The sequence below is a fragment of the Thermococcus atlanticus genome (assembly GCF_054657855.1).
On the sequence record NZ_BAAHXX010000001.1, the window covers coordinates 1,204,061 to 1,229,584 of the forward strand.

29 protein-coding genes and 1 tRNA gene are annotated in these 25,524 nt (G+C 51.9%); 10 read left to right on the forward strand and 20 right to left on the reverse strand.

The annotated features are described in order from the left end of the window. The first annotated feature begins 10 nt into the window (after positions 1 to 10). Positions 11 to 1,000, forward strand: coding sequence for an AIR synthase family protein (locus ACYQ27_RS06330; RefSeq protein WP_456454108.1), 990 nt, complete (start codon positions 11 to 13; stop codon positions 998 to 1,000). Here the strand turns inward: ACYQ27_RS06330 and ACYQ27_RS06335 are convergent. Both ACYQ27_RS06335 and ACYQ27_RS06340 read right to left on the reverse strand, forming a co-directional pair. Continuing rightward, the gene (locus ACYQ27_RS06335) at positions 997 to 1,866 is read right to left on the reverse strand and encodes a type I restriction enzyme HsdR N-terminal domain-containing protein (protein ID WP_460041826.1); all 870 of its coding nucleotides are present in this window, start codon (positions 1,864 to 1,866) and stop codon (positions 997 to 999) included. The genes ACYQ27_RS06330 and ACYQ27_RS06335 overlap by 4 nt on opposite strands. Before the next feature lie 32 nt (positions 1,867 to 1,898). After that, the gene (locus ACYQ27_RS06340) at positions 1,899 to 2,648 is read right to left on the reverse strand and encodes a Rossmann-like domain-containing protein (protein WP_456396135.1); all 750 of its coding nucleotides are present in this window, start codon (positions 2,646 to 2,648) and stop codon (positions 1,899 to 1,901) included. Between the two features lie 86 nt (positions 2,649 to 2,734). Here ACYQ27_RS06340 and ACYQ27_RS06345 point away from each other — a divergent pair, with 86 nt between their 5' ends. The 3 genes from ACYQ27_RS06345 to ACYQ27_RS06355 are packed head-to-tail and all read left to right on the forward strand — an operon-like array spanning position 2,735 to position 5,468. Then, positions 2,735 to 3,529 carry a class II glutamine amidotransferase gene (locus ACYQ27_RS06345; RefSeq protein WP_460041293.1) on the forward strand — a complete coding sequence of 265 codons (795 nt, stop codon included), beginning with the start codon at positions 2,735 to 2,737 and terminating at the stop codon, positions 3,527 to 3,529. An 11-nt stretch (positions 3,530 to 3,540) separates the two neighbouring features. Next, positions 3,541 to 3,948 carry a CBS domain-containing protein gene (locus tag ACYQ27_RS06350; RefSeq protein WP_460041294.1) on the forward strand — a complete coding sequence of 136 codons (408 nt, stop codon included), beginning with the start codon at positions 3,541 to 3,543 and terminating at the stop codon, positions 3,946 to 3,948. Positions 3,949 to 3,953: 5 nt separating this feature from the next. Continuing rightward, complete coding sequence (locus tag ACYQ27_RS06355; RefSeq protein WP_456454120.1) at positions 3,954 to 5,468, forward strand: metallophosphoesterase family protein; 1,515 nt, start codon at positions 3,954 to 3,956, stop codon at positions 5,466 to 5,468. Here ACYQ27_RS06355 and ACYQ27_RS06360 read toward each other — a convergent pair. Both ACYQ27_RS06360 and ACYQ27_RS06365 read right to left on the reverse strand, forming a co-directional pair. After that, complete coding sequence (locus ACYQ27_RS06360; RefSeq protein WP_456454114.1) at positions 5,465 to 6,358, reverse strand: 2-phosphoglycerate kinase; 894 nt, start codon at positions 6,356 to 6,358, stop codon at positions 5,465 to 5,467. The two genes, ACYQ27_RS06355 and ACYQ27_RS06360, sit on opposite strands and share 4 nt — an antisense overlap. Before the next feature lie 79 nt (positions 6,359 to 6,437). Beyond that, positions 6,438 to 7,742: a P-loop NTPase family protein gene (locus ACYQ27_RS06365; protein WP_460041827.1), complete on the reverse strand. Its 1,305-nt coding sequence runs from the start codon at positions 7,740 to 7,742 to the stop codon at positions 6,438 to 6,440. 91 nt (positions 7,743 to 7,833) lie between these two features. Here ACYQ27_RS06365 and ACYQ27_RS06370 point away from each other — a divergent pair, with 91 nt between their 5' ends. Beyond that, a complete protein-coding gene (locus ACYQ27_RS06370; RefSeq protein WP_460041828.1) occupies positions 7,834 to 8,712 on the forward strand; it encodes an MBL fold metallo-hydrolase in 879 nt (292 codons plus the stop codon). Between the two features lie 219 nt (positions 8,713 to 8,931). On the opposite strand, the gene cas4 is transcribed toward ACYQ27_RS06370, so the two are convergent. Beyond that, positions 8,932 to 9,549, reverse strand: a complete 618-nt coding sequence (cas4, locus tag ACYQ27_RS06375; protein ID WP_456394279.1) for a CRISPR-associated protein Cas4 — start codon at positions 9,547 to 9,549, stop codon at positions 8,932 to 8,934. A 186-nt stretch (positions 9,550 to 9,735) separates the two neighbouring features. Then, positions 9,736 to 10,074, reverse strand: coding sequence for a hypothetical protein (locus ACYQ27_RS06380; protein WP_460041295.1), 339 nt, complete (start codon positions 10,072 to 10,074; stop codon positions 9,736 to 9,738). Between the two features lie 151 nt (positions 10,075 to 10,225). Here ACYQ27_RS06380 and taw2 point away from each other — a divergent pair, with 151 nt between their 5' ends. Beyond that, a complete protein-coding gene (gene taw2, locus ACYQ27_RS06385) occupies positions 10,226 to 11,071 on the forward strand; it encodes a tRNA(Phe) (4-demethylwyosine(37)-C(7)) aminocarboxypropyltransferase Taw2 (RefSeq protein ID WP_456453804.1) in 846 nt (281 codons plus the stop codon). Here taw2 and ACYQ27_RS06390 read toward each other — a convergent pair. Next, positions 11,061 to 11,936 (reverse strand): DUF8155 domain-containing protein, encoded by an 876-nt coding sequence (locus tag ACYQ27_RS06390; protein ID WP_460041296.1) that lies wholly within the window; start codon positions 11,934 to 11,936, stop codon positions 11,061 to 11,063. The two genes, taw2 and ACYQ27_RS06390, sit on opposite strands and share 11 nt — an antisense overlap. 142 nt (positions 11,937 to 12,078) lie before the next feature. Here ACYQ27_RS06390 and for point away from each other — a divergent pair, with 142 nt between their 5' ends. The 4 genes from for to ACYQ27_RS06410 all read left to right on the forward strand — a co-directional run bounded on the left by for (position 12,079) and on the right by ACYQ27_RS06410 (position 15,271). Further along, positions 12,079 to 13,938 (forward strand): tungsten-containing formaldehyde ferredoxin oxidoreductase, encoded by a 1,860-nt coding sequence (gene for / locus ACYQ27_RS06395; RefSeq protein ID WP_460041829.1) that lies wholly within the window; start codon positions 12,079 to 12,081, stop codon positions 13,936 to 13,938. A 63-nt stretch (positions 13,939 to 14,001) separates the two neighbouring features. Continuing rightward, a complete protein-coding gene (locus ACYQ27_RS06400; RefSeq protein ID WP_456394284.1) occupies positions 14,002 to 14,232 on the forward strand; it encodes a MoaD/ThiS family protein in 231 nt (76 codons plus the stop codon). 135 nt (positions 14,233 to 14,367) lie between these two features. After that, entirely contained in the window at positions 14,368 to 14,700 is a 333-nt protein-coding gene (locus ACYQ27_RS06405) for a hypothetical protein (protein ID WP_460041297.1), read from the forward strand. Further along, complete coding sequence (locus tag ACYQ27_RS06410; protein ID WP_460041298.1) at positions 14,693 to 15,271, forward strand: nucleotidyltransferase domain-containing protein; 579 nt, start codon at positions 14,693 to 14,695, stop codon at positions 15,269 to 15,271. The genes ACYQ27_RS06405 and ACYQ27_RS06410 overlap by 8 nt, the downstream gene beginning before the upstream one ends. A 118-nt stretch (positions 15,272 to 15,389) precedes the next feature. Here the strand turns inward: ACYQ27_RS06410 and ACYQ27_RS06415 are convergent. From ACYQ27_RS06415 to ACYQ27_RS06475, 13 genes are all read right to left on the reverse strand, one after another. Beyond that, a tRNA-Ser gene (locus ACYQ27_RS06415) sits at positions 15,390 to 15,477 on the reverse strand. Positions 15,478 to 15,492: 15 nt separating this feature from the next. After that, positions 15,493 to 15,801: a 30S ribosomal protein S10 gene (gene rpsJ / locus ACYQ27_RS06420; protein WP_460041299.1), complete on the reverse strand. Its 309-nt coding sequence runs from the start codon at positions 15,799 to 15,801 to the stop codon at positions 15,493 to 15,495. 42 nt (positions 15,802 to 15,843) lie between these two features. Continuing rightward, the gene (tuf, locus tag ACYQ27_RS06425) at positions 15,844 to 17,130 is read right to left on the reverse strand and encodes a translation elongation factor EF-1 subunit alpha (protein ID WP_460041300.1); all 1,287 of its coding nucleotides are present in this window, start codon (positions 17,128 to 17,130) and stop codon (positions 15,844 to 15,846) included. Between the two features lie 263 nt (positions 17,131 to 17,393). Further along, complete coding sequence (locus ACYQ27_RS06430) at positions 17,394 to 19,592, reverse strand: elongation factor EF-2 (RefSeq protein WP_460041301.1); 2,199 nt, start codon at positions 19,590 to 19,592, stop codon at positions 17,394 to 17,396. Positions 19,593 to 19,777: 185 nt separating this feature from the next. Beyond that, complete coding sequence (locus tag ACYQ27_RS06435) at positions 19,778 to 20,488, reverse strand: ABC transporter ATP-binding protein (protein ID WP_460041830.1); 711 nt, start codon at positions 20,486 to 20,488, stop codon at positions 19,778 to 19,780. Continuing rightward, positions 20,488 to 20,952, reverse strand: a complete 465-nt coding sequence (locus ACYQ27_RS06440) for a hypothetical protein (protein WP_456454204.1) — start codon at positions 20,950 to 20,952, stop codon at positions 20,488 to 20,490. The genes ACYQ27_RS06435 and ACYQ27_RS06440 overlap by 1 nt, the downstream gene beginning before the upstream one ends. Continuing rightward, positions 20,949 to 21,722 carry a hypothetical protein gene (locus ACYQ27_RS06445; RefSeq protein WP_460041302.1) on the reverse strand — a complete coding sequence of 258 codons (774 nt, stop codon included), beginning with the start codon at positions 21,720 to 21,722 and terminating at the stop codon, positions 20,949 to 20,951. The genes ACYQ27_RS06440 and ACYQ27_RS06445 overlap by 4 nt, the downstream gene beginning before the upstream one ends. A gap of 4 nt (positions 21,723 to 21,726) precedes the next feature. Continuing rightward, entirely contained in the window at positions 21,727 to 22,815 is a 1,089-nt protein-coding gene (locus ACYQ27_RS06450) for a hypothetical protein (RefSeq protein WP_456454200.1), read from the reverse strand. 219 nt (positions 22,816 to 23,034) lie between these two features. Then, positions 23,035 to 23,304 (reverse strand): type II toxin-antitoxin system RelE family toxin, encoded by a 270-nt coding sequence (locus ACYQ27_RS06455; protein WP_460041303.1) that lies wholly within the window; start codon positions 23,302 to 23,304, stop codon positions 23,035 to 23,037. Beyond that, a complete protein-coding gene (locus ACYQ27_RS06460) occupies positions 23,294 to 23,479 on the reverse strand; it encodes a hypothetical protein (RefSeq protein ID WP_456451970.1) in 186 nt (61 codons plus the stop codon). Before ACYQ27_RS06460 ends, ACYQ27_RS06455 begins: the two co-directional genes overlap by 11 nt. Positions 23,480 to 23,526: 47 nt before the next feature. Then, entirely contained in the window at positions 23,527 to 24,330 is an 804-nt protein-coding gene (locus tag ACYQ27_RS06465) for a GTP cyclohydrolase IV (RefSeq protein ID WP_460041304.1), read from the reverse strand. 41 nt (positions 24,331 to 24,371) lie between these two features. After that, positions 24,372 to 25,124: a DUF4129 domain-containing protein gene (locus ACYQ27_RS06470; protein WP_460041305.1), complete on the reverse strand. Its 753-nt coding sequence runs from the start codon at positions 25,122 to 25,124 to the stop codon at positions 24,372 to 24,374. A gap of 7 nt (positions 25,125 to 25,131) precedes the next feature. Continuing rightward, positions 25,132 to 25,521, reverse strand: a complete 390-nt coding sequence (locus ACYQ27_RS06475) for a DUF1699 family protein (protein ID WP_456395838.1) — start codon at positions 25,519 to 25,521, stop codon at positions 25,132 to 25,134. Positions 25,522 to 25,524: the final 3 nt, after the last annotated feature.

A 25,524-nucleotide genomic window follows, 5' to 3' on the forward strand; every position in this document is an offset into this window, starting at 1 on the left:
GGCTGATAGCATGCTGCCGGGCAAAGTTCCTCCTGAAAAACTGAAGGAGATAGTCTTCAATAACCTCGGCGCTGAGGGTGAGAGGATTATAATCCGCTCGGGCCTTGGTGTGGATGCTGCCGCCATAGATTTTGGCGACACCGTACTGGTGGCATCAACGGATCCCATAACCGGAGCAGGAAGAAACATAGGCTTCTACGCGGTTCACGTCAATGCCAACGATGTGGCGACCTTCGGGGCGAGGCCGAAGTGGTTCCTTGCGACCGTCCTTCTGCCGGAGGATGCGGATGAAAGGCTTCTGGGAGAGATTATGGAAGAGATTCATCACAACTGCAGGGAACTTGGGGTTGCGGTTGTCGGCGGCCATACTGAGGTAACACCCGGGCTGAAAAGGCCGATAGTCGTCGGCACAATGCTCGGCGAGGTCAGGAGGGAAAGGCTCGTCACCTCAAACGGGGCCCGGCCCGGGGATGCGATAATCCTGACGAAGGGTGCGGGAATTGAGGGGACGGCAATAATAGCGGGCGAGAAGGAGTGCGAGCTTAGAGAAGCGTTTGGTGAGGATTTCGTTGAGAGGGCGAAAGCTTTTCTGACCAGAATAAGCGTCGTGAAGGATGCACTCATTGCAGGTGAAATCGGCGTTCATGCCATGCACGACCCGACGGAAGGGGGAATAGCCAACGGCCTGCATGAGATGGCGGAGGCAGCGGGTCTCGGATTCAAAGTTTATTATGAGAAAATCCCCATAGCCCGGGAAACCAGAAAAATCTGCGAGTTCTATGACCTCAACCCCCTTGCCCTGATCAGCTCCGGAGCTTTGATGATAGCGGCGGCACAGGAAAAGGCCGCCCGGATTGTGGAGGCACTAAGGGAGAATGGCATAAACGCAGCAGTTATCGGAGAGTTCCTTAACAGCAGGGACAGACGCCTCATCATCCGGGATGGGGAGGAGAGAACTCTGGAACAGCCCCCAACGGACGAGCTCTGGAAGGTTGTTTAGAGCTCCACCGCTATGTTCATGCCCTCTTCTTCCTCAATCGTCTTCAGGAGGGCGAGTATCTGTGAGGGCTCCAGACGGATTCTTCTCAGGTGCTCATAGACGCGTTTAATCTCCTCCTTCTCGGCACCTTCCTTCCTGCTGTAAAGGTACATGAGGACGGCAAACAGAACCCCTCTGAGACTCTGCTCGCCCAGAGGAAGAGCCTTCCAGCCGTTTTCATTTATGTAGGCTGTCCTTGGGGTTTCCACTCCGGTCAGTTTATCCACTGGGATGAGGCTGCTCCGTCCGGCGCGTAGGTATGCAATCAGCACATCTTCACCGAACCCCTCATTTCTGAGGCCATTGAAGCTCAGTTCAAAGGCTTTTAAGAGAGCGGAAAGCTTCTCAATTTCACGGATTCTAGCCTTCGAGAGCAGCGAGAGCTTGAGTGTGCTTCTCTCAAGGGGCTCATTCTCCAGGTTAACCTTAAGGAGGATTCTATCGGAAAGGCGTGATCCCTCTTCAAACGCCCTCAGCACTATCCAGACAGCCCCGTTAGTCAGTATGCCGTATCTAACCCCCGTATTGAAGCAGTATCTGCCGAGCTGTCTCAGGGGCTTCCCGTTTTTGATGATATTTACGCCGAGGTTCTTGGCCTCCACGTATGCAAAGACATTCCCGTCAAGAATCAGAGCGTAGTCGGCCCTTCCGTCTTCGGTCTTCTCCTCGGGACGCACCTCAAAGGGGTTGTCCCATTCCCAGCCGAGGGTTCTGAATACATGTCCTATCAGATGCTGCTTTACAGCCTCCTCATTCCTCATATAGAGCTCTCTGTGGGTATTGATTTTGAGCACTACCTCACTCACAGTATCCCTGAGCTCATCCATCCCGGGCACCATATCCTTTTACCCGGCAGCGTTTAAATACTTAGCCCCACAGGGATGACGTATTTCCTGCTGCCCTCCTCAAACCCTCTGAATGAGCCGAGCTTCAGCCGTTTAATTGCCCTATCAGTATCAACAACCCTCATTGCTGCCAGATGGGTGATTCCAGTCCCTCTCAGGAAGTCGGGCAGAAGCTGGGCAGTTGGGCCTGTCAGAACAGCAAGCTTTGCCCTCCTGGAGCGGTCGAGTATCATCTCAAGGGTTCCGTTCAGGAGTGCAGAACCGCTGATTATCACAGCATCCATCTCGGGCAGCAGGTGGTATTCGAGGGAATCGCTCAGTGTCTCCCTGTCCCAGAGCTTTGGATTCCTCTCGAAGACGTAGGTATGGAAACGCTCCCTGAGTGCCCGGACGAGAGGGGGCATGTTGCCGATGACCGCAACCTTCTCAAATTCTCCATCAAGGAGCTCCACAACGTCCGTGTCCCCGGCATTCCCCGGATCCATGTAATACTGTGAGACCGCATTTATTGCGGCTACTGCAAGGGTTCTCTCAATAATGTTCAGGCTGTCCGCTTTCTCTATGAATCCCTCAACGGAGAGCTCATCAAATGACGCCCTGTACCTCTGAATCTCCTCCGGGAGCGTCATGGCAACACCCAGAGCCCTGCCGTGTCTCCCCTCAATCAGAACGTACGTATACGGGAGGGCGAATGAAAAATCCAGAAGCTTAAATTCTTCCTCAATAATCCCCAGGGCTTTTTTCTTTATCTTTCCGAGCAGCATAATTCCCCATCTCCTTACTCCCCTAAAAACTTTTGGTGAAGCTTTAAGCTTTTATATTCCCTGCCCCTATTCTCTATGGTGGTTTCATGTGCAGAATACTCTTTGCCGCCGGAAACGGCCATGAGATAAGGGAACTCCTCGACGCTTTTGTGCGCTCCTCGGAGAACGACCCCTATAAAGCCAGAAGGAATCGGGGCAGTCAGCATAAAGACGGATGGGGCTATGTTCTCCTGAAAAGGGACACCGTCGAACACTACAGGAGCATGACCCCTGTTTTTCAGGATGAGGCAGTCCAGAGGCTCAGGGATAAGCTCTCCGGCTTCACCGTCCTGATTGCACACTCCAGAGCCGCCAGTCAGGGGAGCAGGAATCTGTTCAATGTGCAGCCCTTCGGATTTTCAAGCAGGAGGGGATTCAGCTTCTGGTTCCTCCATAACGGAGACCTGAAAAAGGATATGATAATCAGAATGGCTGAACTGGAGGCGGAGAAGCTTGAGAATGCCTCTGACAGCTTCACAGCCGCTGTTTATCTGTGCAGGTTTCTTGAGGGAAGCACGAAGGAAAACCTTCTGGCCAGGTTTAAGGAGCTCAAAAAAACCACAAACACCGCCCTTAACACGGTAACCCTGATGATAGACCCCCTGAATAATGTCAGGGCGTTCATAACATCATACATGACAGGGAGGATTGAGGATGCTCCTCAAAAGCGTGACTACTACCGCCTTTTAATCCTGAGTAAGAAAAACCTGTTTGCGGTGGCATCATCAACATTTGAGCTCTACCATGACGGGCCATTTCAGGATGTGGAAAATGGGGAGGCATTCCATGTTGAGATTTCATTTGAAAATGAGGGTTTTGCTGTCGAAAGGCTGAGGATATAGGAGGGTGGAATATGGAGACGAAGGCACCTATAAAGGTGTATATGACCCGGAAGCTGATAGGGGTGGGTCCGGAGGATAGCATTAAAAAGGCCTGTGAGGTCATGGTTGAATTCGACATCGGTTCCCTGGTTGTCGTTGAAAGGGGAAGGGTCGTGGGCTTCTTCACCAAAAGCGACATCATCAGGAGGGTCGTCATCCCGGGTCTGCCGAACACAACCCCCGTGAGGGAGATAATGACCAGCGATCTGATAACCGCGGATGTGAATACCCCGGTAAAAGATGTCCTCGATATAATGGCGAAGAAAGGAATAAAGCACATCCTTATAGAGGAAAACGGGGAGATTGTGGGCATCTTCAGCCTCAGAGACCTCCTTGACGCCAGCAGGAGGAAGCTCGAAACCGCCATAGCGGTGGAGTGATGGGCATGATAAGGATAGCACACATAAGCGACACCCATATAACCCCCGATGCAGCCTTCAAGGCCTATGCATTTGATTTAATCGTGAACGAAATCAACAGGAGCGATTTTGACCTCGTTATCCACACCGGCGATGTCACCAACCAGGGGCTCAGAGAGGAGTATGAGCATGCCAGCTATCTCCTGAAAAAGATTCAGAAGCCTCTTATAGTCATTCCGGGCAATCACGATGCCAGAAATGTTGGATACAGGCTGTTTGAAAAATTTATAGGCCCTCTTAACGGGGTCTATGAAAATGGAGACCTTGTTATAATCTGGCTTGACTCGACAATCCCGGATTTAAGCGACGGCAGGGTTGGGGGATACAAATTCAAATGGCTCAAGGCAAAGCTTGAGGAATACTCCCACAAAAGGCTCAAGATAGTTGCCATTCACCATCACCTCCTCCCGCTGCCCGATACCGGCAGGGAAAGAAACGTCCTCTTCAATGCCGGTGATGTTCTCGACCTGCTCCTGAGGCATGAGGTCAACCTCTACACCTGCGGCCACAAGCATGTGCCGAATGTCTACAAAGCCGAGGATCTGATTATAGACAATGCAGGCTGCACATCATGCCGGAAAACACGCCGGGGGGATGTCAACAGCTACAACATAATAAAGATGCACGATGACGGCAGGGTTGAGGTCAGGATACGCCGGGTTACGGGGGATGAGGTTAAACGGGAGTACAGGGCGTTAAAACCCAAGATTTTCATTCCCAGGGGAAAGAGGATAATGAGGATCGTCCAGATGAGCGAAAGCAATGTCTCCGACAGGGTTTATTTCAGAAGGAAGGTTCTTGAAAATGCTATCAGGACGATAAACGAAAAGCTGAAGCCGGATCTGGTAATTCACTGCGGCGACATTGTGGATGTCGGAATAGAGCGTTATTACGAGAGTGCATATGAGTTCTACGAGAAGATAAAGGCGGAGAAGATTATAATTCCGGGACACAACGACATAACCTATCTCGGATACGACCTCTTCCATGAGTACTTCGGTGATCCGCAGATACTGGAGGCCGGTGATTTTGTATTCATCCCCATACTCTCGGTTCAGTACGAAACCCCCATAGGTCTTGTGGGAAGGATGGGACAGGAGAAGCTCAGAAAGCACCTTGAGGAATTCAGGGAGAAGTTCACCGTCGTGGTCATGCACCACAACATAATCCCGATTCCGCGGAGCAGGGAGATAGGCTTCTTGGAGGACGGGGGGGATGTTCTCAGGCTCCTCACCTCGGAGAGGGCCGACCTCGTTCTGACCGGCCACGGTGGCAATGCGTTCGGTCTCAAAATAGAGAGCACCCCGATAATAAACGCCGGCTCAATAAGCTGGGAGCTGCACAGAAATCCCTTTGGAAACTCCTACAACGTCATAGACATCTACAGAAACATGATAGTTGCCTTCCAGATTCAGGCGACGTGGAACGCCGGGAAGCTGCTGGGGATATGGAAAATAAAAACCGAGGTTAAGTGGACCTAAATCTCTATTCCCCTCTCCTTCATCCTTTCGGCAACACGTTCCATCAAATCGCTCATTATCTTGTCAACCGTATCCTCAAGCTCGATGTTCTCCACAACAGGTATGTCATGCTCCTTCGCATGCTCCAGTATGAACTCCTGTATCTCCATTATGGCATCGAGGTTTTGTATGTAGTAATCCGCAGGCCTCAGGCTGTACCTCTCCCTCTCATAGAACCTCGCTTCAAGGGACTTCCTGCTTTTCACGGCGACAACGTACATAAAGCTCCTGTCGTTCAGGGAGATGTAGCCGGGAACAAGGTGAATGCCCTCAACCACGGTGTTGAATCCCTCTGTGTATGCCCTCTCGATAACCGCATTGACACCGACAGCCACGTGCCTGACCTGAGTTTCAAATCCGAAAATCAGCGGCGAGACTCCCCGCGGAATCTTGTTTATGACGTTGGATGCCATGAATGATGAAGTGTGCAGAGCAGGGAGGAGTTCCCTCGCTATTATCTTTCTCATAACCTCCCTTATGGTGTCGGTTCCTATCGTGGTTCTTATGCCGAGCCTGAAGGCCAGCTCGGTTGATATTGTGGATTTGCCGACCCCTGTGGTGCCGCCAATCAGGAGAATCATCGGGAATTTGAGCTTCTTTATTTTGCGCCAGAAGAGATACTTCCTCGCCTCCTCCTTCAGCCCCCTCTCCAGCAGCCTGTGGTATGTTAGCTCCCTTATCTCATCCTTCGTCACTATCTTCTTTCCCTGCTCGGAGAATGTTTTAACAATCTCGGTGGCCACTGAGTATGCTATCCCAACATCCACGCCAGCGGAGGTTATTGACCTCGTCAGTATCCCTCGGGAAAAGGGTAGCCTCGTTTTCTTCTCGGGGTCCACAACGATTATCATGCCTTACCCCCCAGCGTTCGATTCCGCAGGTGTGCTGTTTTCCCTCTGAGGCTTTCATCCTCCTGACCCACAGCTATTATCATCTCCGCTCCCCCAGTATGCGCTTTCCAAGGTTCAGGATGCTATCCCTCAGGTCTTTGCCGTCAATATTCACCGGCTCATTGTCCATGAAAACAACCTCCCTGCCCTCATCAAGTGCCCTCCTCGTCACCACATCCACAGCCGCGGCCTTGAGCTCAACCAGCACCGTATCATAGCCTTTGAACTTCCTCATGTCCTCAATAAGCTTTCTCCTGTTTGAGAGATGGCCGGAGAAGCCCACCACCTCCACGCCATAGTGCTCCTCCAGGTGTGATGCCGCCCGCTGCAGTCCCTTCCGGTTTGCGGTCATTATCAAAAGCACCCTCTTCCCTTCAATCCTGCCCAGAGGCCTTGGTATGAATTTTGTCAGGTGGAGCTCGGCGTCGGGATTTATTTTTGAGATGACCCTTTTAATGGATTTCAGCCTTCTCTCGCTTCTAAGGTCTGCCATGGTAACCACGATTAAATCGGCGAGCTTGATCCTGAAGGGGCCGAAGTATCCCCTTATGAAGCTTATCTTCTGGGTCGCCCCGACAACCGTTATGCATCCGTCAGCCCTAACCGCGGGAAGGGTCGCCCCGCTGCCCTCCAGTATGATGAGGTCGTTGTCAAGCCCCTCGGCAATCTTTATGCCCTCCTCCACAGCATCAAAGAATGAAAAACCGGCCATTCCCCCGCCGCAGCGTCGGCAGCCGATTGTCAGAACCCTCGATGTCAGGGCATCTTCAAGGTGGTCCGAGGCGGCGTGCTTGCCTTTCTCAGCAATTCCGAGCAGAAATTCCGGCGTTATCTCAAGCCTCTCCCCCTCAATAATCTCCGGTTCCTCGGGCCCGCCCCGTCCCATCGTTAGGATGGCGGGCTTTGCGATTTCCTTCAGGGTTCTCGCCACAAACCCGCTGACGGCAGTCTTCCCGACCCTCTTTCCGGTCCCTATGACCATCAGGCTGGGCTTGTTTATATTCAGGAGCCGCCGGGGTCTGAACGTGAAATCAGCGCCCGTATAGGTTATTCCGTTTGCGAGGAGAAAGGATGCAATCCTGAACCTGTCCTCGTATGTGAGAACCGGCTCATCGCTGAGGTCAACAGCCTCATGGATGTCATTTTCCATTATAGCCCGCTGGATGGCATCGATATAATCCCTGCTGTAATAAACTTTAACCCCCACCTTCCTCTCAATCTCATTCAGGTCTCCAACCTTCTCGGTCCCTCCAAGGAAAACCGCACAGCACACATCACCCAGTCTCTTTACAGCCCACGCCGTTACATCCGGATAATGCTCTCCATCAATCAGAACCATTTTCACCATCATCCCCCTGTTTAAGGTTATCCTTTCTCAAGATTAACCTTTCGATAGATTTTTAATGCCCCTCCCGAAATAGACACGGGTGATTTTCTTGGCATTAAGAACGATTGGAGAGGGATTGTATCTATACCCGGGCAGCCCTTCTACAATGGTTAAAATCCACGATGAAAAGGCCGTTCTGGTCGACCCCGGACAGGGAAGCGGCAGGCACAAGGATTTGAAGAGGGAGATGAGGAAGCTTGGCCTGGAAATCCGTGCCCAGCTGACAACCCACGGACATGCAGACCACGTTAGGGTCGCCCCTAAAATAGAAGCCCCGCTCTTCGCCCACCGCTTTGAGTTCAGCATCGTGGAAAGCCCCCTCAATAGGGAAATCCTGACATTCGGATCAAAGGCTCCAAGGGGCTTTCTGGTGTCGCAGTTTGAGGGCGAGGTCAGGGTTCACGGCATATTCGAGTGGGGGGATGTCCTCTTCGGCCTGAAAGCCATAAAGCTGAGCGGACATTCTCCCGGAATGACGGGATTCCTTGATGAGGAAAATGCGGTGCTCTACGCCGGCGACAGTTTCTTCGGCGAGAGGGTTCTCCAGAGCGTGGGGATTCCATATCTGGTCGAGCCAGAATTATTCAAAGATTCAATTAAACAATTACAGAATTATGCAGATGAGGGGCTGCTGCTGATACCCTCCCACGGGAAGGCTGTAAGGGGAGATGAAGCAGGGAAGCTCCTTGAGTTCAACCTGCACAGGCTTGAAGAGGCAGAGACCATGATTCTGGAACTTCTAAAGAGCCCCATGAGCATTGACGAGCTCGCATACAGGCTGTCCGAATATTTCGATGTGTCGCCAACCCCGCAGATTCTGGCGTTAAACCTCGTCCCCCTGAGAGCATTCATAGCTAAGCTTTACAACGAAGAGAAGATTGAGGCCGTGATGGATAGGGGACTGAAGTGGAAGCTCAGAGGAGACTGAGCCCTTGTAAGGAACTTCCAGAGGGGGATAACATCAATCTCGATGCCTTCCCCTGTTAATTTTTCCGTTCCTTCCCACGTGATTATAATTCCCCTGTTAACCCGGAGTGCTTTAGAAACCATAACCAAGTTCCCAAACTGTTCTTCCAGTTCCCTTTAAAATTTGTGGTTGGCAATCACACGGATAGCATAGATGTTTGTGATTTTCATCCTCAAAGACCTACTCCTCATCCCCGTAGCAGAGGTAGTTGTAGGGGCAAAATTTGCACATGAAGTTGTTCCATCCCTTCGGGGGCTCCTCCCTCTCGTAATGCTTTTTTACGGTGTAGAACTGCCTGAGGATATCCTTGAAAAGCGTTCGGTCATAGGGAATTTCAAATGCCCTGAAGTTTCTCCCCCTGACTATGGGGAACCTTGAGAAATCAATGCCCTTTATGACCTTCCCGGGTTCATCGTGGAGCTTGATGTAGTAGAGGTAGCCGTACTCGGCCTCAGCCCACCGGAGATATATCGTGAGCTGGGCGAGATGGTAGTCGTGCGGCAGCCTGGGAAGGCTCGTTTTCCCCTTTATCTCAATCGGGAAGTCCTTTATGGCATCGATCCTCCCGTGTATCTCAAAACCAAGGTTCTGGGAGCGTAAAACCATCCTTTTTTCAAGCTCAAAACCGAAGCGCTTTCTCAGTATGTCCCCGAGAACCTCATGTGTTTTGATTCCCTGATTCAGTCTAACTTTGACGAATTCCGGCCATCTCTCAGGATAGCCCTTAAGCCTGAAGTATATCCTTCTGGGGCAGGTCAATGCTTCGCTGGCATAAAACTCAAGCAGCTCATCAGGCATCCCGTTCACCTCTGTGAGGGCGGTTCATCGGTCCGCGAGCCTCCCCGCCCAAGCGTCAGCTAATACCGACGTCATCATCACTCAGACTGGGCAAGGGTCGTCATCCGCTGTTCCGGTATGAAGAATAGCCGCCCCTCCTTAAAACCTTTGGGGAAGAATCGAGGAGAAAAGGAAAAACCGGGAATTTCAAATTCGAGCCTTACTCTTCCTGAGGCTCCTTATTGAGTAGCTCAGACCGTAGGCAGGCCACAGTCCGGGGGGCATTGCATAGTGGTGCAGGTTCCTCAGAATCTTCTCCGCATCCCTTCTGCTCTTTGCCTTGACCCTGAGCTTTCCTTTTCTGAGCTCCACCTCACCGTTCGGGAGCTTAATGCGCAGCCTATCCCCTTCTATCTCGGGCTTTGCCCGCATCAAAAGGGTTCTAAAATCCTTATATGCATCCTCTGTAATTTCCTGTTCAAGAACAGCTTCCCTCTTTGATTTAAACAGCCTGTTCAGCCAGCTACTCGAGCCTTCGTCATCCATAATTCAACTCTACCTCCGGTCAGGTTCTCACGGTATATTCTGTCTTCAGGGTTTTTAAGCTTTTTCAATCGTTTTTTGCCGAAATGACAGAGCTTGGGGAAATTTTTCACATGGACAAAGGATTTTTAAATTACGCCGATATTTTCATACGATGGCCGGAAAAAACACCAGAACAATAAAACCTCGGATAAGGGAGATTCTGAGCAGAAAGCTCCCTCCAGAACTGGTGAGCCTGCTTCCCAGGCACTGGGTTCAGATCGGTGATGTCCTGATACTCCCCCTGAGGGAAGAACTCCTGCCCTACAAACACGAGATTGCCGAGGTTTATGCCCGGGTTCTTGAGGTCAAAACGGTCCTGAGGAAAGGCTGGATTTTAGGGGAGTTCAGGGAGCCGCACTATGAGATAATCTACGGAAGCGACCCGGTAACGGTCCACAGGGAGAATGGCATTTTCTACAAACTGGACGCCGCAAGGATAATGTTCTCCCCAGCCAACGTCAAGGAGAGAATCAGGATGGCCGGTATAGCAAAGCCAGACGAGCTGGTCGTCGACATGTTTGCCGGAATCGGACATCTCTCCCTCCCGATGGCCAAGCACTGCGGAGCAAAGGTCATTGCGATTGAAAAGAACCCCTATGCATTCAAATTCCTCGTCGAAAACATCGAGCTCAACAGGGTGCAGGACAGGATGACGGCATACAACATTGACAACCGCGACTTTCCGGGAGAGGACATAGCTGACAGAATCCTCATGGGGTACGTCATAAGAACCCATGAGTTCATTCCAAAGGCCCTTGAGATAGCGAAGGATGAGGCAATAATTCACTACCACAACACCGTTCCCGAAAAGCTGATGCCGGAGGAACCATTCAGGACGTTTCAGAACATCGCCAGAGAGCATGGCTACGGGGCCGAGAAACTTAAAGAGCTGGTTATCAAGCGCTACGCCCCGGGAGTGTGGCACGTTGTGGTCGATATCAGGGTGTTCAGGAAATGAGCTTTCCCAGTTTAACCTCCACAACATCACCTTCCTCAAAATTTCCCCCGATGAGCTTTATCCTCTCCTGATTGCAGTAGATTCCGGCACCCCTGACCTCCTGTCCGTTGGCCAGAACCCGAAATCGTGCCTCAAAAAGTCCCGTACCGTTCGGAAGGCTTTTATCAACGGGAACCTTCAGGCCAAAAATCTCAACCTCCTCGGAATGGCCAAAAACGGCTCCATGACGATAGTGCGGCAGCCCCCCTTCAACCGGAATCCCCATGAATTCAACCGGCGTCAGGTTCCTCCCTCCCCTCCTCACAGGCTTCAGCCAGAGATAGCGGGAATTTTTCTCCACAACTTCAAACTCATTCCCCCTAACGACCGGCACGAGCTTCAGGATTTTTGGATTCATTAAAAAGCCTCCCCTTGCCCTGTATCTGTCCCCGCAGTCCCTAAGCTCAAAGTGTGCGTGCCTGTCGCTCCATGGGCTGAAAAATCCGGAAACGATAAGAGACCCGATTTCATCGTAGAGACCGAGCTTTTCTCCCGTCCTTACGGAGGGCATTACATGGAGCACCTTGAGGCAGAAGCCCGCTGCCTCGATTATGATGAGGTAGTCCTCCCTGACCGGAACGTAGCGGGGCGTCCTGATTCTCCTTATCTCAGCGACCCTGCCCTCCTCAAGGGGGAAGAGGGCTTTATCCGAAAAATACACATCAACCGCAGTCCCCAGCCTGTGGCCGGGATAGGGGCTGTTGAAGAAGCTGAACCATGCATCTTCCGGAATTTTAAATTTAAGTCCTTCAACGTGCGCTATCATCATGCCCTTCTCCTCCCGGTGAATGCAGAGCCATGCCATTTTCAATGCACTGCTAATCACAGGATAGCAGTGCTGCCAAATAAATATTTTGCATGCACGTTAATGGGTTGGCTTAACCTGATTTATCAGGTAAAACGCTTTCTTTTGCGAAGACCTTATATCCTTTCAATCGAAAATCTTTCGAGGTGATCTTGACATGTCAATGAAAGGCTGGTGGGGAAGAATTCTGAGGGTTGATTTAACCAACAACAAGGTTCAGGTGCAGGAGTATTCTCCCGATGTCGCCCAGAACTTCATAGGCGGCAGGGGTCTTGCGGTTAAGATTCTCTGGGATGAGGTTAAGGGAGCTGATCCGCTCGGGCCTGAAAACAAGCTCGTATTTGCTGCAGGCCCGTTCAACGGCCTCCCGACCCCGAGCGGCGGTAAATTGGTCGTTGCGGCCAAGAGCCCGCTCACCGGCGGCTACGGTGACGGCAACCTCGGCACCATGGCGACCGTCCATCTGAGGAAGGCCGGTTATGATGCCATAGTCGTTGAGGGAAAGGCCAAGAAGCCGGTCTACCTCTACATTGAGGATGACAACGTTAGCATACTCAGCGCAGAAGGCATCTGGGGTAAGAGCACCTTTGAGACCGAGAGGGAACTCAAGAAGATACACGGTAAGAATGTGGGGGTTCTCAGCATAGGGCCTGCGGGTGAAAATCTCGTGCGCTATGCCGTCGTCATGTCCCAGGAAGGCAGAGCGGCAGGAAGGCCTGGCATGGGTGCTGTCATGGGAAGCAAGAAGCTCAAGGCCCTCGTCATTAAGGGAACCAAGGAAATACCTGTGGCGGACAGGAAGAAGCTTCAGGAGTTCTCAAAGGAGGCCTACGAGGCCATTCAGAACTCACCCGCCTACCCGTTCTGGAAGAGGCAGGGAACAATGGCGGCGGTTGAGTGGACCAACGAGAACTCAGCACTGCCAACGAGGAACTTCCAGGACGGAAGCTTTGAGTTTGCCCGCTCCATAGACGGCTATACCATGGAGGGTATGAAGGTCAAGCAGCGCGGCTGTCCCTACTGTAACATGCCCTGTGGAAACGTTGTCCTTGATGCCGAAGGCCAGGAAAGCGAGCTCGACTACGAAAATGTCGCCCTCCTCGGCTCAAACCTTGGAATTGGAAAGCTCAACGAGGTCTCGGTCCTCAACAGAATTGCCGATGAGATGGGTATGGACACCATAAGCCTCGGTGTTTCGATAGCCCACGTAATGGAAGCCGTTGAGAAGGGAGTGCTCAAGGAGGGCCCGACATTCGGGGACTTCAAGAAGGCAAAGCAGCTCGCCTTGGATATTGCCTACCGCAGAGGGGAGCTTGGAAACCTCGCGGCTGAGGGCGTCAAGGCAATGGCCGAGAAGCTCGGAACCCATGACTTCGCCATGCACGCCAAGGGGCTTGAAATCAGCGGCTACAACAGCTACATCTACCCGGCCATGGCTTTGGCATTTGCCACAAGCTCCATCGGAGCCCACCACAAGGAGGCATGGGTCATCGCCTGGGAGATAGGAACGGCCCCAATCGAAGGGGAGCAGGCCAAGAAGGTCGAGTACAAGATTACCTACGACCCGGAGAAGGCAGCAAAGGTCATCGAGCTCCAGCGCCTCAGGGGCGGCCTCTTCGAGATGCTCACAGCGTGCAGGCTGCCATGGGTTGAAGTAGGGTTGAGCCTCGACTACTATCCGAAGCTTCTCGAAGCCATCACCGGCGTCAAATACACATGGGACGACCTTTACAAGGCCGCAGATAGGGTTTACGCACTCATCAGGGCATACTGGGTCAGGGAGTTCGGCGAGAAGTGGGGCAGGCACATGGACTACCCGCCGAGGAGGTGGTTCATCGAGGGCCTCAAGAGCGGGCCGTACAAGGGGCAGCACCTTGACGAGAAGAAATATGATGAGCTGCTCAGCGAGTACTACAGGCTCAGAGGCTGGGACGAGCGCGGCGTGCCGAAGAAAGAAACGCTCAAAGAGCTCGGCCTTGAGGATGTCATTCCGGAGCTTGAGAAGGTTGCAAAGCTTGAGTGATTTCCTTTTTCTTCCTTCGACAAATTTTTAGCCCGGATATGATAGTTTCTGATGGTGGTGAAGATGGTCAGGATAAGGCTTATGGGTGCGTTTGCCCACCTCGCCGGAGCAAGGGAGCTCAGCGTGAGGATAGAGGGAAGGAAGAGGGTCGATGAGATTCTACGCGAGGTCATCCCGCGTTACGACGAATTCCACGATAGGATCATCATGATTAACGGCCACCCTGCGAGGGGAGATGCCGAGGTCGAAGACACCGATGAAATCAAGGTGATGCCGGTTCTGAGCGGGGGCTAAGGCTTTTCTTTGCTTTGGAGTTAAATATAAGAATTGTTAACCCATTAACATCATCCCTCTGTCTTTCCGTTTTTGTTAACCAATTAACCACAAACCTTTTATAGGCCTCTGATGTTAATCAATTAACGTGATATTATGGGCAGGCTTGAGGATTTAAAGGACAACGTAGAAGAATACTTCCAGAGCGCCGAGCTGTTGTTTAAGCAGGGCCTCAACAACGCCGCCTTTATGATGTACTTTAAGACCCTCGTGGCTATAGCTGACTACATTCTCTGGCGCGACCTGAAAGTGCTCCCAGACAACCACAGCGAGCGCTTCAGGCTGTTAAAGCCCCGTTATCCTGACTTGTACAATATCCTGAGTTACTACTTTCCCTATTACCGCGATACATACACAAAAAGGGTCGATGACCGCATTTTGGTGGCGATTAGAAATGATGTTATCAGGCTTAGAGAAAAAATTGAGTAATCTCGCCAAGGATTTTAAGGAGAAAAACCCGAACGTCTGGGATATCCTTCTCTATGGCTCCACAGTTAAGGGAAAAGAAACTCCCAACGACATAGACATTGCCGTCCTCTTGACCGATGGAAACCCCTTTGAAGTGGCGTTCCGCTTCAAGCAGATTCTCGAAGAAAATGGATTCTCTCCCGAGGAGCTGGACGTCAAGGGCTTCCTGATGAGCGAACTCTTCAGTGAGAACAACCTGATAAGCTTTGCACTGCTTGTTGAGGGCTATTCCCTCACCAAAAACGGATTCCTCCATAAAGCGCTCAATGCCAAAGGCTACACCCTCTTCAGGTTCTCATACTCCAGCCTAACAGGCAGTGAAAAGGTGAGGTTCATATACAGTCTAAGGGGGAGAAACAAGGACGGTGGGATGCTCAAAGAGCTCAATGCCATTGAACTTGCTGCGGGAGTGGTTCTCGTGCCTGTAAATGCGACATTTGAATTCAAGGAATTTCTGTCGAGATGGGGAATCGAATACGAGTACGCCCCCATCATAGTAGGTGAGTTCTCCAGAGAGGTGTCTCCTCTTTAATGAACTCCCCGAATGTCTCCAGTACAAAACCATCAGTGAGTGGCGTGCGATAGTGAAGAATTACAGGTTCAAATGGACATACAAACTTTGATCAAACTTTGCGCAGGCAAAGTTTGTATGGCGCCGGGGCAGGGATTTGAACCCTGGCGGGCTGGACGCCCACGGACTCTCCAGGCCCGCGCCTTCCCAGGCTAGGCTACCCCGGCATTAAAAAGGGAGAATCATGAGATGAGCTCGATTTCGATTGTGACATCCTCAGGAACACGAATGCGCATGATCTGCCTCATGGCCCTCTCGTCGGCCTCAATGTCGATGAGCCTCTTATGAACGCGGAGCTCGAACTTGTCAAAGGTGGCCGTTCCCTCACCATCAGGGCTCTTTCTGGTGGTGATCCTTATCCTCTTGGTCGGAAGCGGTATGGGCCCGCTCATCCTGACTCCTGTCCTCTCTGCAATCTGCTTGATCTGGTCAGTAACATTATTGAGCGCCTTAATGTCGGTGCTCGCCAGTTTAATCCTTGCCTTCTGCATGCTCTCACCTCAAGGAATTAAAGGAAAGAAGGGCTAAGGGCTTCACTCGCCCTTCTGGATGGATATAACCATACCAGCAGCGACGGTCTGGCCCATGTCTCTGATGGCAAATCTTCCCATCTGCGGTATCTCCTTGACCGGCTCGATGACCATGGGCTTGGTGGGCCTGAGGACAACGATTGCTGAGTCACCGGTCTTGATGAACTGCGGGTTCTCCTCAACGATGTTGCCTGTCCTCGGGTCGAGCTTGGCGAGGAGCTGCTCGAACCTGACTGCGACCTGCAGTGTGTGGGCGTGGAGGACCGGGGTGTAACCGATTGTGATTGCTGTCGGGTGGTTGAGGACGATGATCTGGGCCTTGAATGTGTCCTTTGGCCTGACGACTGTCGGGGCCGTGTCCGGGTGACCTGCAACGTCACCCCTCTTTATGTCGTTCTTACCAACACCACGGACGTTGAAACCGATGTTGTCGCCCGGAAGGGCCTCCTGCATGGGCTCGTGGTGCATCTCGATGCTCTTAACTTCACCCTGTATGGCCTTGTGGAAGATCGTGCTGGCCGGCTCGAAGATGACGACATCGCCGACTCTGAGAACACCTGTCTCCACCCTACCAACGGGGACTGTACCGACACCCTTAATGGAGTAGACGTCCTGGATCGGGATGCGGAGCGGCTTGTCGGTCGGCTTCGGCGGCTCGGGCATCTGGTCGAGGGCTTCGATGAGTGTCGGGCCCTTGTACCATGGCATCTTGTCGCTCTTCTTTACGACGTTGTCGCCTTCCCATGCGCTGATCGGGATGATCGGGAAGTTCTTGTATCCGAGCATCATGAGGAGCTTCTTGACCTGCTCTGCGACCTGCTTGAACTTCTTCTCGTCGTAGTTGACCATGTCCATCTTGTTAACGCCGACTATGATGTTGTTGATACCGAGGGTCCTTGCAAGGAAGGCGTGCTCCTTGGTCTGCGGCATGACACCGTCCGTTGCAGCGACGATGAGGACTGCAGCGTCGGCCTGGCTGGCACCGGTGATCATGTTCTTAACGAAGTCCCTGTGGCCCGGAGCGTCGATGATGGTGATGTACCTGTGCGGGGTCTCAAACTTGGTGTGGGCAACGTCGATGGTGATACCCCTCTCCCTCTCTTCCTTGAGCCTGTCCATGACCCAGGCGAACTTGAAGGACTTACCCTTCTCGCCCATTTCCTCGAACTTCTTGATGATGTTCTCCGGTATGTTGGCTGTGTCAAAGAGCAGTCTTCCGATGGTTGTGCTCTTTCCGTGGTCTACGTGTCCGATAAACACAATATTGATGTGTGGCTTCTCCTTTGCCATTTTCAAACACCTCCAAATTTCAGTCTAACCCTTTTTGACCGGGATAGGTTTTTAAAGCTTTCGTAACCTCGGCTCTCTCGAACGGGAAACCCGCTTTTCCGGGAGAGCCTCATGAGTCCAAAGGGAGATACCGAGCGGGGTTTAAAAAGTTAACTACTGGGTGATGGCAGTTCGGGGCGGAGGGTGGACCAGTTATAGGTCTTTCCGATTAAATCCGTCTGGCGGTAGAAAAGCGAGAAGAGAAAAGCTCCCGATAGGGAGCATCACTGCTGCGGGCAGATGTCCCTCTCCGTCGGAGGGTTGGGGTTTAGGCCTTTTCTCTGCCTGATCTGCCTGATGATGTTTATGGCCAGCTCCCCGGGAACGCGCTTGAAGCCCGCATGTTCGGTGCTCCATAAAGCTCTGCCGCTCGTCGCTCCACGGATGGCTCCGGCGAATCCGAACATCTCCGCAACCGGGGCCTCCGAGATTATGATCATGACCTCGCCTTCCTGCCTCATGTCGATGAGCTGACCGCGCCTCTGGTTGATCTCCCTGCTGACCGCACCCATGTACTCGTAGGGAACGTTGATGATGACCTTCTGGTATGGCTCATAGAGCACCGGGTTGGACTTCATCATGGCGCAGTGGATTGCAGTCCTTATAGCAGGGTAAATCTGGGCAGGGCCCCTGTGCACGTTGTCCTCGTGTATCTTTGCATCAACGAGCCTGACGATGACCTTCATAACTGGCTCCCTCGCCATCGGCCCCTCGTCCATCGCCTGGTGGAATCCGTCGACGAGCAGATCCATGACCTCGTTGAGGTACTGGATACCCTTTGTGTTGTCGAAGAACATGTTGCCCTGATAGATATCCACGATGCCCTTGGCCATGTCGTAGTCCATTCCAAGCTCCGCCAGTTTCTTGGCGACGGCCTTTTTGTCCTTCGGCCTGCCCTCAGGGATGAAGCCCTCATGGATGGCCTCATAAATCTCGTCGGGCATTGGCTCAACGATTATGTAGAACCTGTTGTGCTTGTTCGGACTCTTTCCTTCGACTATCGGGCTCTGCTTCGTTATGCTCTCCCTGTAAACAACGATTGGCTCCGAAACATCGACCTCAAGCTTCCAGTCCTCCTTGAGCTTGACGAGCTTGACCTCAAGGTGGAGCTCACCCATACCGCTGAGGAGGTGCTGGCCTGTCTCTTCATCTATCTTGACGTGGAGCGTCGGGTCTTCCTTGGCGAGCTGTCTCAAAGCTTCGATGAGCTTTGGAAGGTCCTTAACGTTCTTGGCCTCGATGGCGACGGTAACGACAGGCTCGCTGGTGTAGTGAAGGGCTTCGAACGGCTCTATCTGCTCCTGCGAGACGGTCTCACCTGCCATGGCGTCGCGCAGACCGGTAACTGCAACGATGTTTCCGGCAGGAACGGCCTCCATGTTGACCCTTTCCGGCCCCATGTAGATACCAACCTGCTGTATTCTGGCCTTTCTCTTGGCGTTTATGAGGAAAACCTCCTGACCTGTCTTCACTGTACCGCTCCAGACACGGCCGGTTGAGACCTCACCGGCGTGCTTGTCTATGATGATCTTCGTGACTACCATCGTCATCTTGCCCTTCGGGTCACACCTGACCATAGCCTGACCCACATCGCTCTCAACATCTCCCCTCCAGAGGTGAGGAATCCTGTACTTCTGGGCTTCAAGCGGGTTGGGGAGGTGCTTGACGACCATATCGAGGACTACAATGTGGAGCGGGGCCTTCTTTCTGAGGGTCTTTAAGTCGTTGGCATTCGTCAGGTCGATTATGTCCTTGAATGAGACGCCGTGCTTCTGCATGTAGGGAACGCTCAGCGCCCAGTTGTAGTAAGCCGAACCGAAGGCGACGCTTCCATCGTTGACGTTGACGTACCATTCCTTCCTGAACTCCTCGGGGGCGTATTTTTTGATGAGCCTGTTTACGTCGGTGATGATCTTGGCAAACCTCTCAAGCATCTGCTGGGGGGTTAGCTTGAGCTCCTTGATGAGCCTGTCGACCTTGTTGATGAAGAGGACGGGCTTGACGTACTCTCTCAAAGCCTGCCTGAGAACGGTCTCGGTCTGCGGCATGACGCCCTCGACGGCGTCGACGACTATGATGGCTCCGTCTATTGCACGCATTGCCCTAGTAACGTCACCGCCGAAGTCGACGTGGCCCGGGGTGTCGATGAGGTTGATGAGGTACTCCTGTCCCTCATACGGGTGGACCATTGAAACGTTGGCCGCGTTGATGGTAATTCCCCTCGCCTGCTCCTGTTCGTCGAAGTCGAGGACGAGCTGCTTTCCGGCGAGCTCCTCGCTAATCATTCCAGCACCGGCGAGCAGGTTGTCGCTCAGCGTCGTCTTACCGTGGTCAATGTGAGCGGCAATACCCATGTTCCTGATTCTCTCGGGCTGGGTCATTAATTCCTTGATTTTCGCAATTAACTCTTCTCTTCTTCCCATTCAAACCACCTACTATCTCTTGATGAGCTTGTTCAACACTCACTTAAAAAGTTGGGTTATAAATCTTTCCCAGCGGGGCACCCGAACCGCTTAATGTTTTGAAGAGCCTGTGGTCTCCGCCTCTTCCCGTCCCGAGAAGCAGGCAGCTGATCACCATGGAAGGAAAGATTAACGATTCATCTTTATCAGGCCTGCCCGGAGGGTGAGGGACTCTTTGAGCGTTTTATATGCGGTTTGAACAGCTTTTCTACCTCCCCCTGCACTTCATCAGCTTTTCCGCTCAAAACGAGCTTTCCGTTTCCTATGACGAGAACCCAGTCCACGAGGGGCATCAGCGGCTCCCAGATGTGGCTTATGACAACGAAGTTGGTCTTCCCGCTCATTTCATCGATTATCTCAATAACCCTCTCCATGCTGTCGAAGTCTATGTTCGCCAGGGGCTCGTCAAGGAATATCAGCTCGGGACTTCCGATGAAGGCCTGTGCAAGTGAGAGGCGCTTCAGCATTCCGGAGGAATAGCCGTTTATTCTCTTATCGATGAAAGGCCGAACCTCGAAGAGCTCCGCAGTTCTCTCGACCTCCTCTTCACCGAACCCTTTGCTCTCGGCGAATAGGGTGAGCCACTCCCTGCCGGTCGTGAACTGTGGAAATGCGGGAGGGTCGTAGGCAACTCCAAACCGCCTCTTGACCTTCCAGTTGTTCCAGGGGTTCTCGCCAAATACCCTAATTTCTCCGGCACTCGGCCGATAAACTCCGGTTGCGAGCTTGAGGAAGGTGCTCTTTCCGCCGCCGTTGGGGCCGAGGATCAGCGTGATTCCCTCCGGAATCTCAACAGTTATGCCGTCGAGGGCGTGAATGCTCCCGAAGTGTTTCTTCAGGTCTCTTGCCTCGATTATCACCTGCCCCACCTCCACACGACCAATGCCAGGAGGAGCGCGAAGGCTGAACCGCTGAGGTAGAGGGCGTTTTGAACGGCTTTGGTTGGGTAGTTTTTGATAACCCGGAAGGAACACACAAGGGTTGTGTCCATCTTGGAATTCACAGCATTGTACTCCCCTTCGTGGGGTATGATAAACTGATATTCGGCATGGCCAAAAATGCTCCTGTTGTCAACCACCTTCCCCGTTATCCCGTCATAGATAACTAGGTTTCCCTCTCCATTGCATGAGACCTGAACCAGAGCACGCGTTGGCAGTTTTATGGAGCCCCAGTTGTATGAGGCGGTTTCATTTGTGCGCTTGTTAAGATACAGGTAGAGCGGGGTCGTTGAATCAACCGTATCCTCGTATGAGTGATATATTACGATGGATGATATGCTAAGGATAAGCAACGCTGAGAGTAGGGCGGCCCAGAACTTCATGCAACATCCCTCCTCCTGACCAGAAGAAGTGAGGCCGTAAAAAGCAGCAGGGGGAATGCCAGCCCCCATCCCAGATAGCTGGGTGCTGTAATTGCAAAATCCGAACTGCCGCATCGGTATATGGCGTCAATAAAAAGCTGAAGTGGAATTCCTGACATTCCCAGTATTTTTGAGGCATATATAACCGCGAAACCTACTATAACCGCCAGAAACGCATTGGGGGAGAGAAGAGAGACCAGCGTGGCTATTGAGGTGATATACAGAATGCCAAATGTCAGAAGTATCAGAGCCAGCACCAGGAAACTGGAGGTTATATCCGGCAGATGCCTTGAAATACCTGCATAGCTCGTGATGGTGATGTAAATAAACGGCACGGTTGCAAGGAGGAAGGAGTACAGGAGGAAGGACAGCAGTTTTATCGTGAATATCTCCGTATTTGAGTAGGGAAGGGAATAGACCGAGAAGGCAACGCCGCTGTCCCTGTCATAGCGGAAGGTTAGTGCCCCGAGAAGAAGGATTATGAAGCTCATCAGATACCACACATCGGAAAGAGCTAGTTCGCTGTTTATGCTGCTGGCCACCAGATACGTCCCGTATCGCCATTTCCTCAGGATTTCCGTAAGAAGTCCAAATCCTCCCGGGGATGTCTGGGTTACCATCATCAGGCTCTCCTTCATGGCCAGACCTATCAGGACAATCCCGAAGAACAGGAGAACGTTTTTGATAGCATCCTCAACTTCCCATTTGAAGAGTGTGTATAGCCTTCCCACAGTCTCACCTCCTTGCTTTCTTGACTACGGAGACAGCCAGTATCAGGAGCGAAGCGTAGAAAACATACTCACTCTGAGTCCTGGGCTTTGGAAACGGGAGTCTCTCAACCCCTCCGAGCCATGCATTTGTTCTATACAGCACGAGGCCTGATGCCCAGCTGAAGTCATGCTTTGCCAAAGCCAGATAGGCCGAATGTTCATCTGTAAACGTGGCAAAAACAATTCCTGCTGCCCTCAGATCGGGTATAACACCTAAAGCATATGCCACCGGAGCTATGACCATACCGCTTGAGGGGTCATAAATGGCACTGCCTGAAGGCCCAAAAACTGTCATTGAGAAGAAGGTGTAATTTCTCTGGGAATCCACGCGCTGGCTGAGGTTCATGTCCGGTACGGAGAATAGCATCACCATTACAGGCGGTCCGAATTTGCGGTAGTATGTCATGACGCTTTTTCTCGGTGTTGAGGTGTTATAAACCGTTATCACGCTCTCCCTCCATTTTCCGAAGATGCTGCCGGGGGCAGGGGGATTCGTTGTGTTGACCCAGAGGATTGTATGACCGTAAGCCGTGCCGTTCATATCAAAAACGGTTCCATCGCTCAGTCTTATCCTGTAAAGCTTTCTTATCTCCAGAGTTTTCAGCTTTACCTGAGGCCAGATACAGTCGAGAAAACCAACATCATGGCTTTTTTCAATCTTTTCCCAGATGACCTGTTTCTCGTCCCAGAAACGGGGTATCTTCGTGTCCTTCCTCACTATGGTCATTATTGTTACATTGCTCATCGCTATCTCCAGAGCTACTGTCATGTAGCCCTTCTCCTCCCCGAGAAAGCGGAAGGTTACGTTTGTATCATTCTTGGCATATATGCGGAACAGGATTCCCCTGTACAGATACATGAGCTCTGCCGTGTTGATGGCTCTGGGCGGATTCCCCTTCTCTATCATGTACTTGATGTAGGGGTCATATCTCATGGCTGCATATTTTATATAGACCCCCGGTTTGGCCCAGTAAGGTGCCGCCATTGCAGTTGGCGTTAGAAGCAATATTGCAAGGAGCATGAAGCAAAGGCCCCCTCTCTTCACCCGCGGCATTTAAGACCCTCCTCCCGAATAATCAGTATGCCGGGTCGGATGGCTTTTATTACTCCCATACCTATTTAACTTTTACTTCGGGATTAAAGTATGAATTCCAAAAAAATCGGTGATGCTGTGGCATGATCACGACATAGCGCAAGTATCCGTGTTTATCATAACTAAGAAAAGAGGGATAGGGTTGAGTCTCGAACCATTAGCTCCACGTCGCTCTATAAGTTACCCCTCGTAAACATTCTCCCTCTTGCCAATTTTCAGGATTTTAACAACTCTATCTTCCTTCAGGTATTCGAAAATCACGCGATACTGACCAACACGGAGGCGATAAACGTTTTCATATCCCCTAAGCTTTTGAACATCGAGATGGGCAAGGGGAAAGAAGGCCAGCTTTGATATTCTGTCCTTTATTAGACCTCTCTCGCTCTGTGGAATGCTCTGGAGTTCTTTCAGGGCTTTCTTGCTTATCAGAACCTTATTCTCAAAGCTCATCTTTTACCACGTCCCACTCAAGGAACTCATCGTTTCTGCGTTCTCCAATGGCTTCTTTTTCCCATTCTTCCGGCTCGGCCTCCTCGATCAGCTGAAGGTTGACCTCTATAAGCTCTCTAAGGAACCGTTCTATCTCGTCTATCCTGTGAAGAATCTCGTTTATGGTAACCCCCATGCTCTCACCATTTCAGTCATCTGAATAAAAGGTGAAAAGCTTTTCCCTCAGCTCCAAGTTTCGGCTATAACGTCATGCTTGTGTATGCTTTCGTTGCTTATAACCTTCACGTGGATTCTGCCCTTGAACCTCTCCTTCGCCTTGGCGAATATCTCCCTCGCCACATCCTCGACAAACTTCGGGTTGGCAAACATCCCCTGCACGACGGCGTTTTCATCGACGGTCTTCAGCAGGGTGTAGGTCGGATGGCTGAACGAGCTCTCGACCACGTCAATCATGTCCTCAAGTGCTATCTCCTCGTCGAAGGTGGTTCTGACCTCAAGCTCCCCTACAGCCCTCTGTATGTGGGTCTTTCCGTTGTTGTTTGCCATCGCGTGCGGACAGGCGGTGTTGCCGATTACCCTGACGCGGAGCACCTTCTCAAAGCTCCCATTCTCGCTCTTGATAACGCCGACCTCAACGTCGTAGGGCTCGTAGCTGGTCTTTCTGCTCGCCGGCGTTTCACGGGGGATTATCAGGTGGGTTCTTATCCAGACCTCCGCTCTCTTGTGGGAATGCTTGCCCTCAAGGCGGCCTATGATGCACCTCCCCAGTTCTTCAAGCGAGGTGTGGGCCCTCATAACCTCCTCCTCAACGGCCTCGCTCATGGCCTCTGTTATGCTCTCAACCAGCCGGCTCATGTGGATGCCCTTCTTTTCGGCGGGGACGTCTATCGTGATCTCAAAGGTCGGGATGAAAGTGTAGGTTCTCCCCTTCCAGTTGATCCTCGCAACCGTCTTCAAATTGGTGATGCCGACACGGTGAAGCCTCTCCATTATCGCGGGTTTTTCCTCCTGAGTCTCAACGACCATATTCTCACCCCGCTTGGGCATAATCCCGGCAGGTTTTAAAGCTATCTCAAAAACTCCATGAGCCTCTCATAGCTCTCCTTTGCACGGTCAATATCCCCCTCAGCGAGCCTCTTCCCATACTTGGCCTTTTCAAATATCCTCGTTAGCCTGTCGAGGTCTTCAAGGTCCGGGAATATTTCCCTCAGCTTTGCTTCGTGCTCCCAGTGGGTCCAGCTCTTCTGGTAGGGGTAACCTTTGAGAACGAGTCCCGCAACGACGTTCTTATACATCCGGATTATCCTCTCCTCCGCTGTTCCCTCTATCGTGTCAAATGTCATGGAGGGCTCAAATTTATACTCTTCCCGGAGTTCCCGGTGCCTCCTTTTGACTGTCAGGAGTATGCCCGCCAGAATCAGAAAGGGCATGAGGTAGACGTACCATGGGAGGGGCTGCAGCGTAACCTTCAGGGCGTCCTCAAAGAATTTGAAATGATAGACCGCAGGTTTTGGCGCCCAGCTCTTCGGGTATTTTCTCCTGACCGGGTTCAGGAGCATATAAACGGCCACAACAATTGCGAGGGAGATTATAACAGCCCTTACGGTATCCATTGTGCTGTGCTTCCTGTATGGAGCCCGTCTGAGGTTTAATTTCCCCTCAAAGAGGGCCTTGAGGATGTAACCGAAAACTGCAAAGAAAAGAAAGCCGTTGGCAATGTAGACCCACTCGACATTCACGGAGCTAACCCCGTGCCTCTCCGTGGCGGCCAGAATGAGGGTCATCAGAAAAATCAGGAGGAGGAATGAGTATTTCCTCATAGCAGAACTACCTTCCGTTTATCATGTAATAGAGGGTTCTCAGGGGAATATTAAGCTCCCTGCTGATCTCCCTTGGCTTTTTGCCCTGTCTCACCATCCGCCTTATCAGGGAGAGCGTCTTCTCATCATATTTCCTCGGCCTTCCCCTTGAATAGCCAACCGGGATGAGCTTTATTCCCATCTGGGAGAGTGCATTTATGGCCTTCTTGGAGACCTTGGGATACAGACTTGGGGGACAGCCTATAACCCTGACATTGGGGGCATTTTCGAGGATTCTCACGAGTATCTCCTTCGTCGGCCTCAGGTTGACGTAGACCTCCGTAACATCCTCATTCAGGAACCGGTCTATCTTCCTCAAAAGCTCCTCGTTATTCCTCGCCTTTATCTCAACCCTCATCAT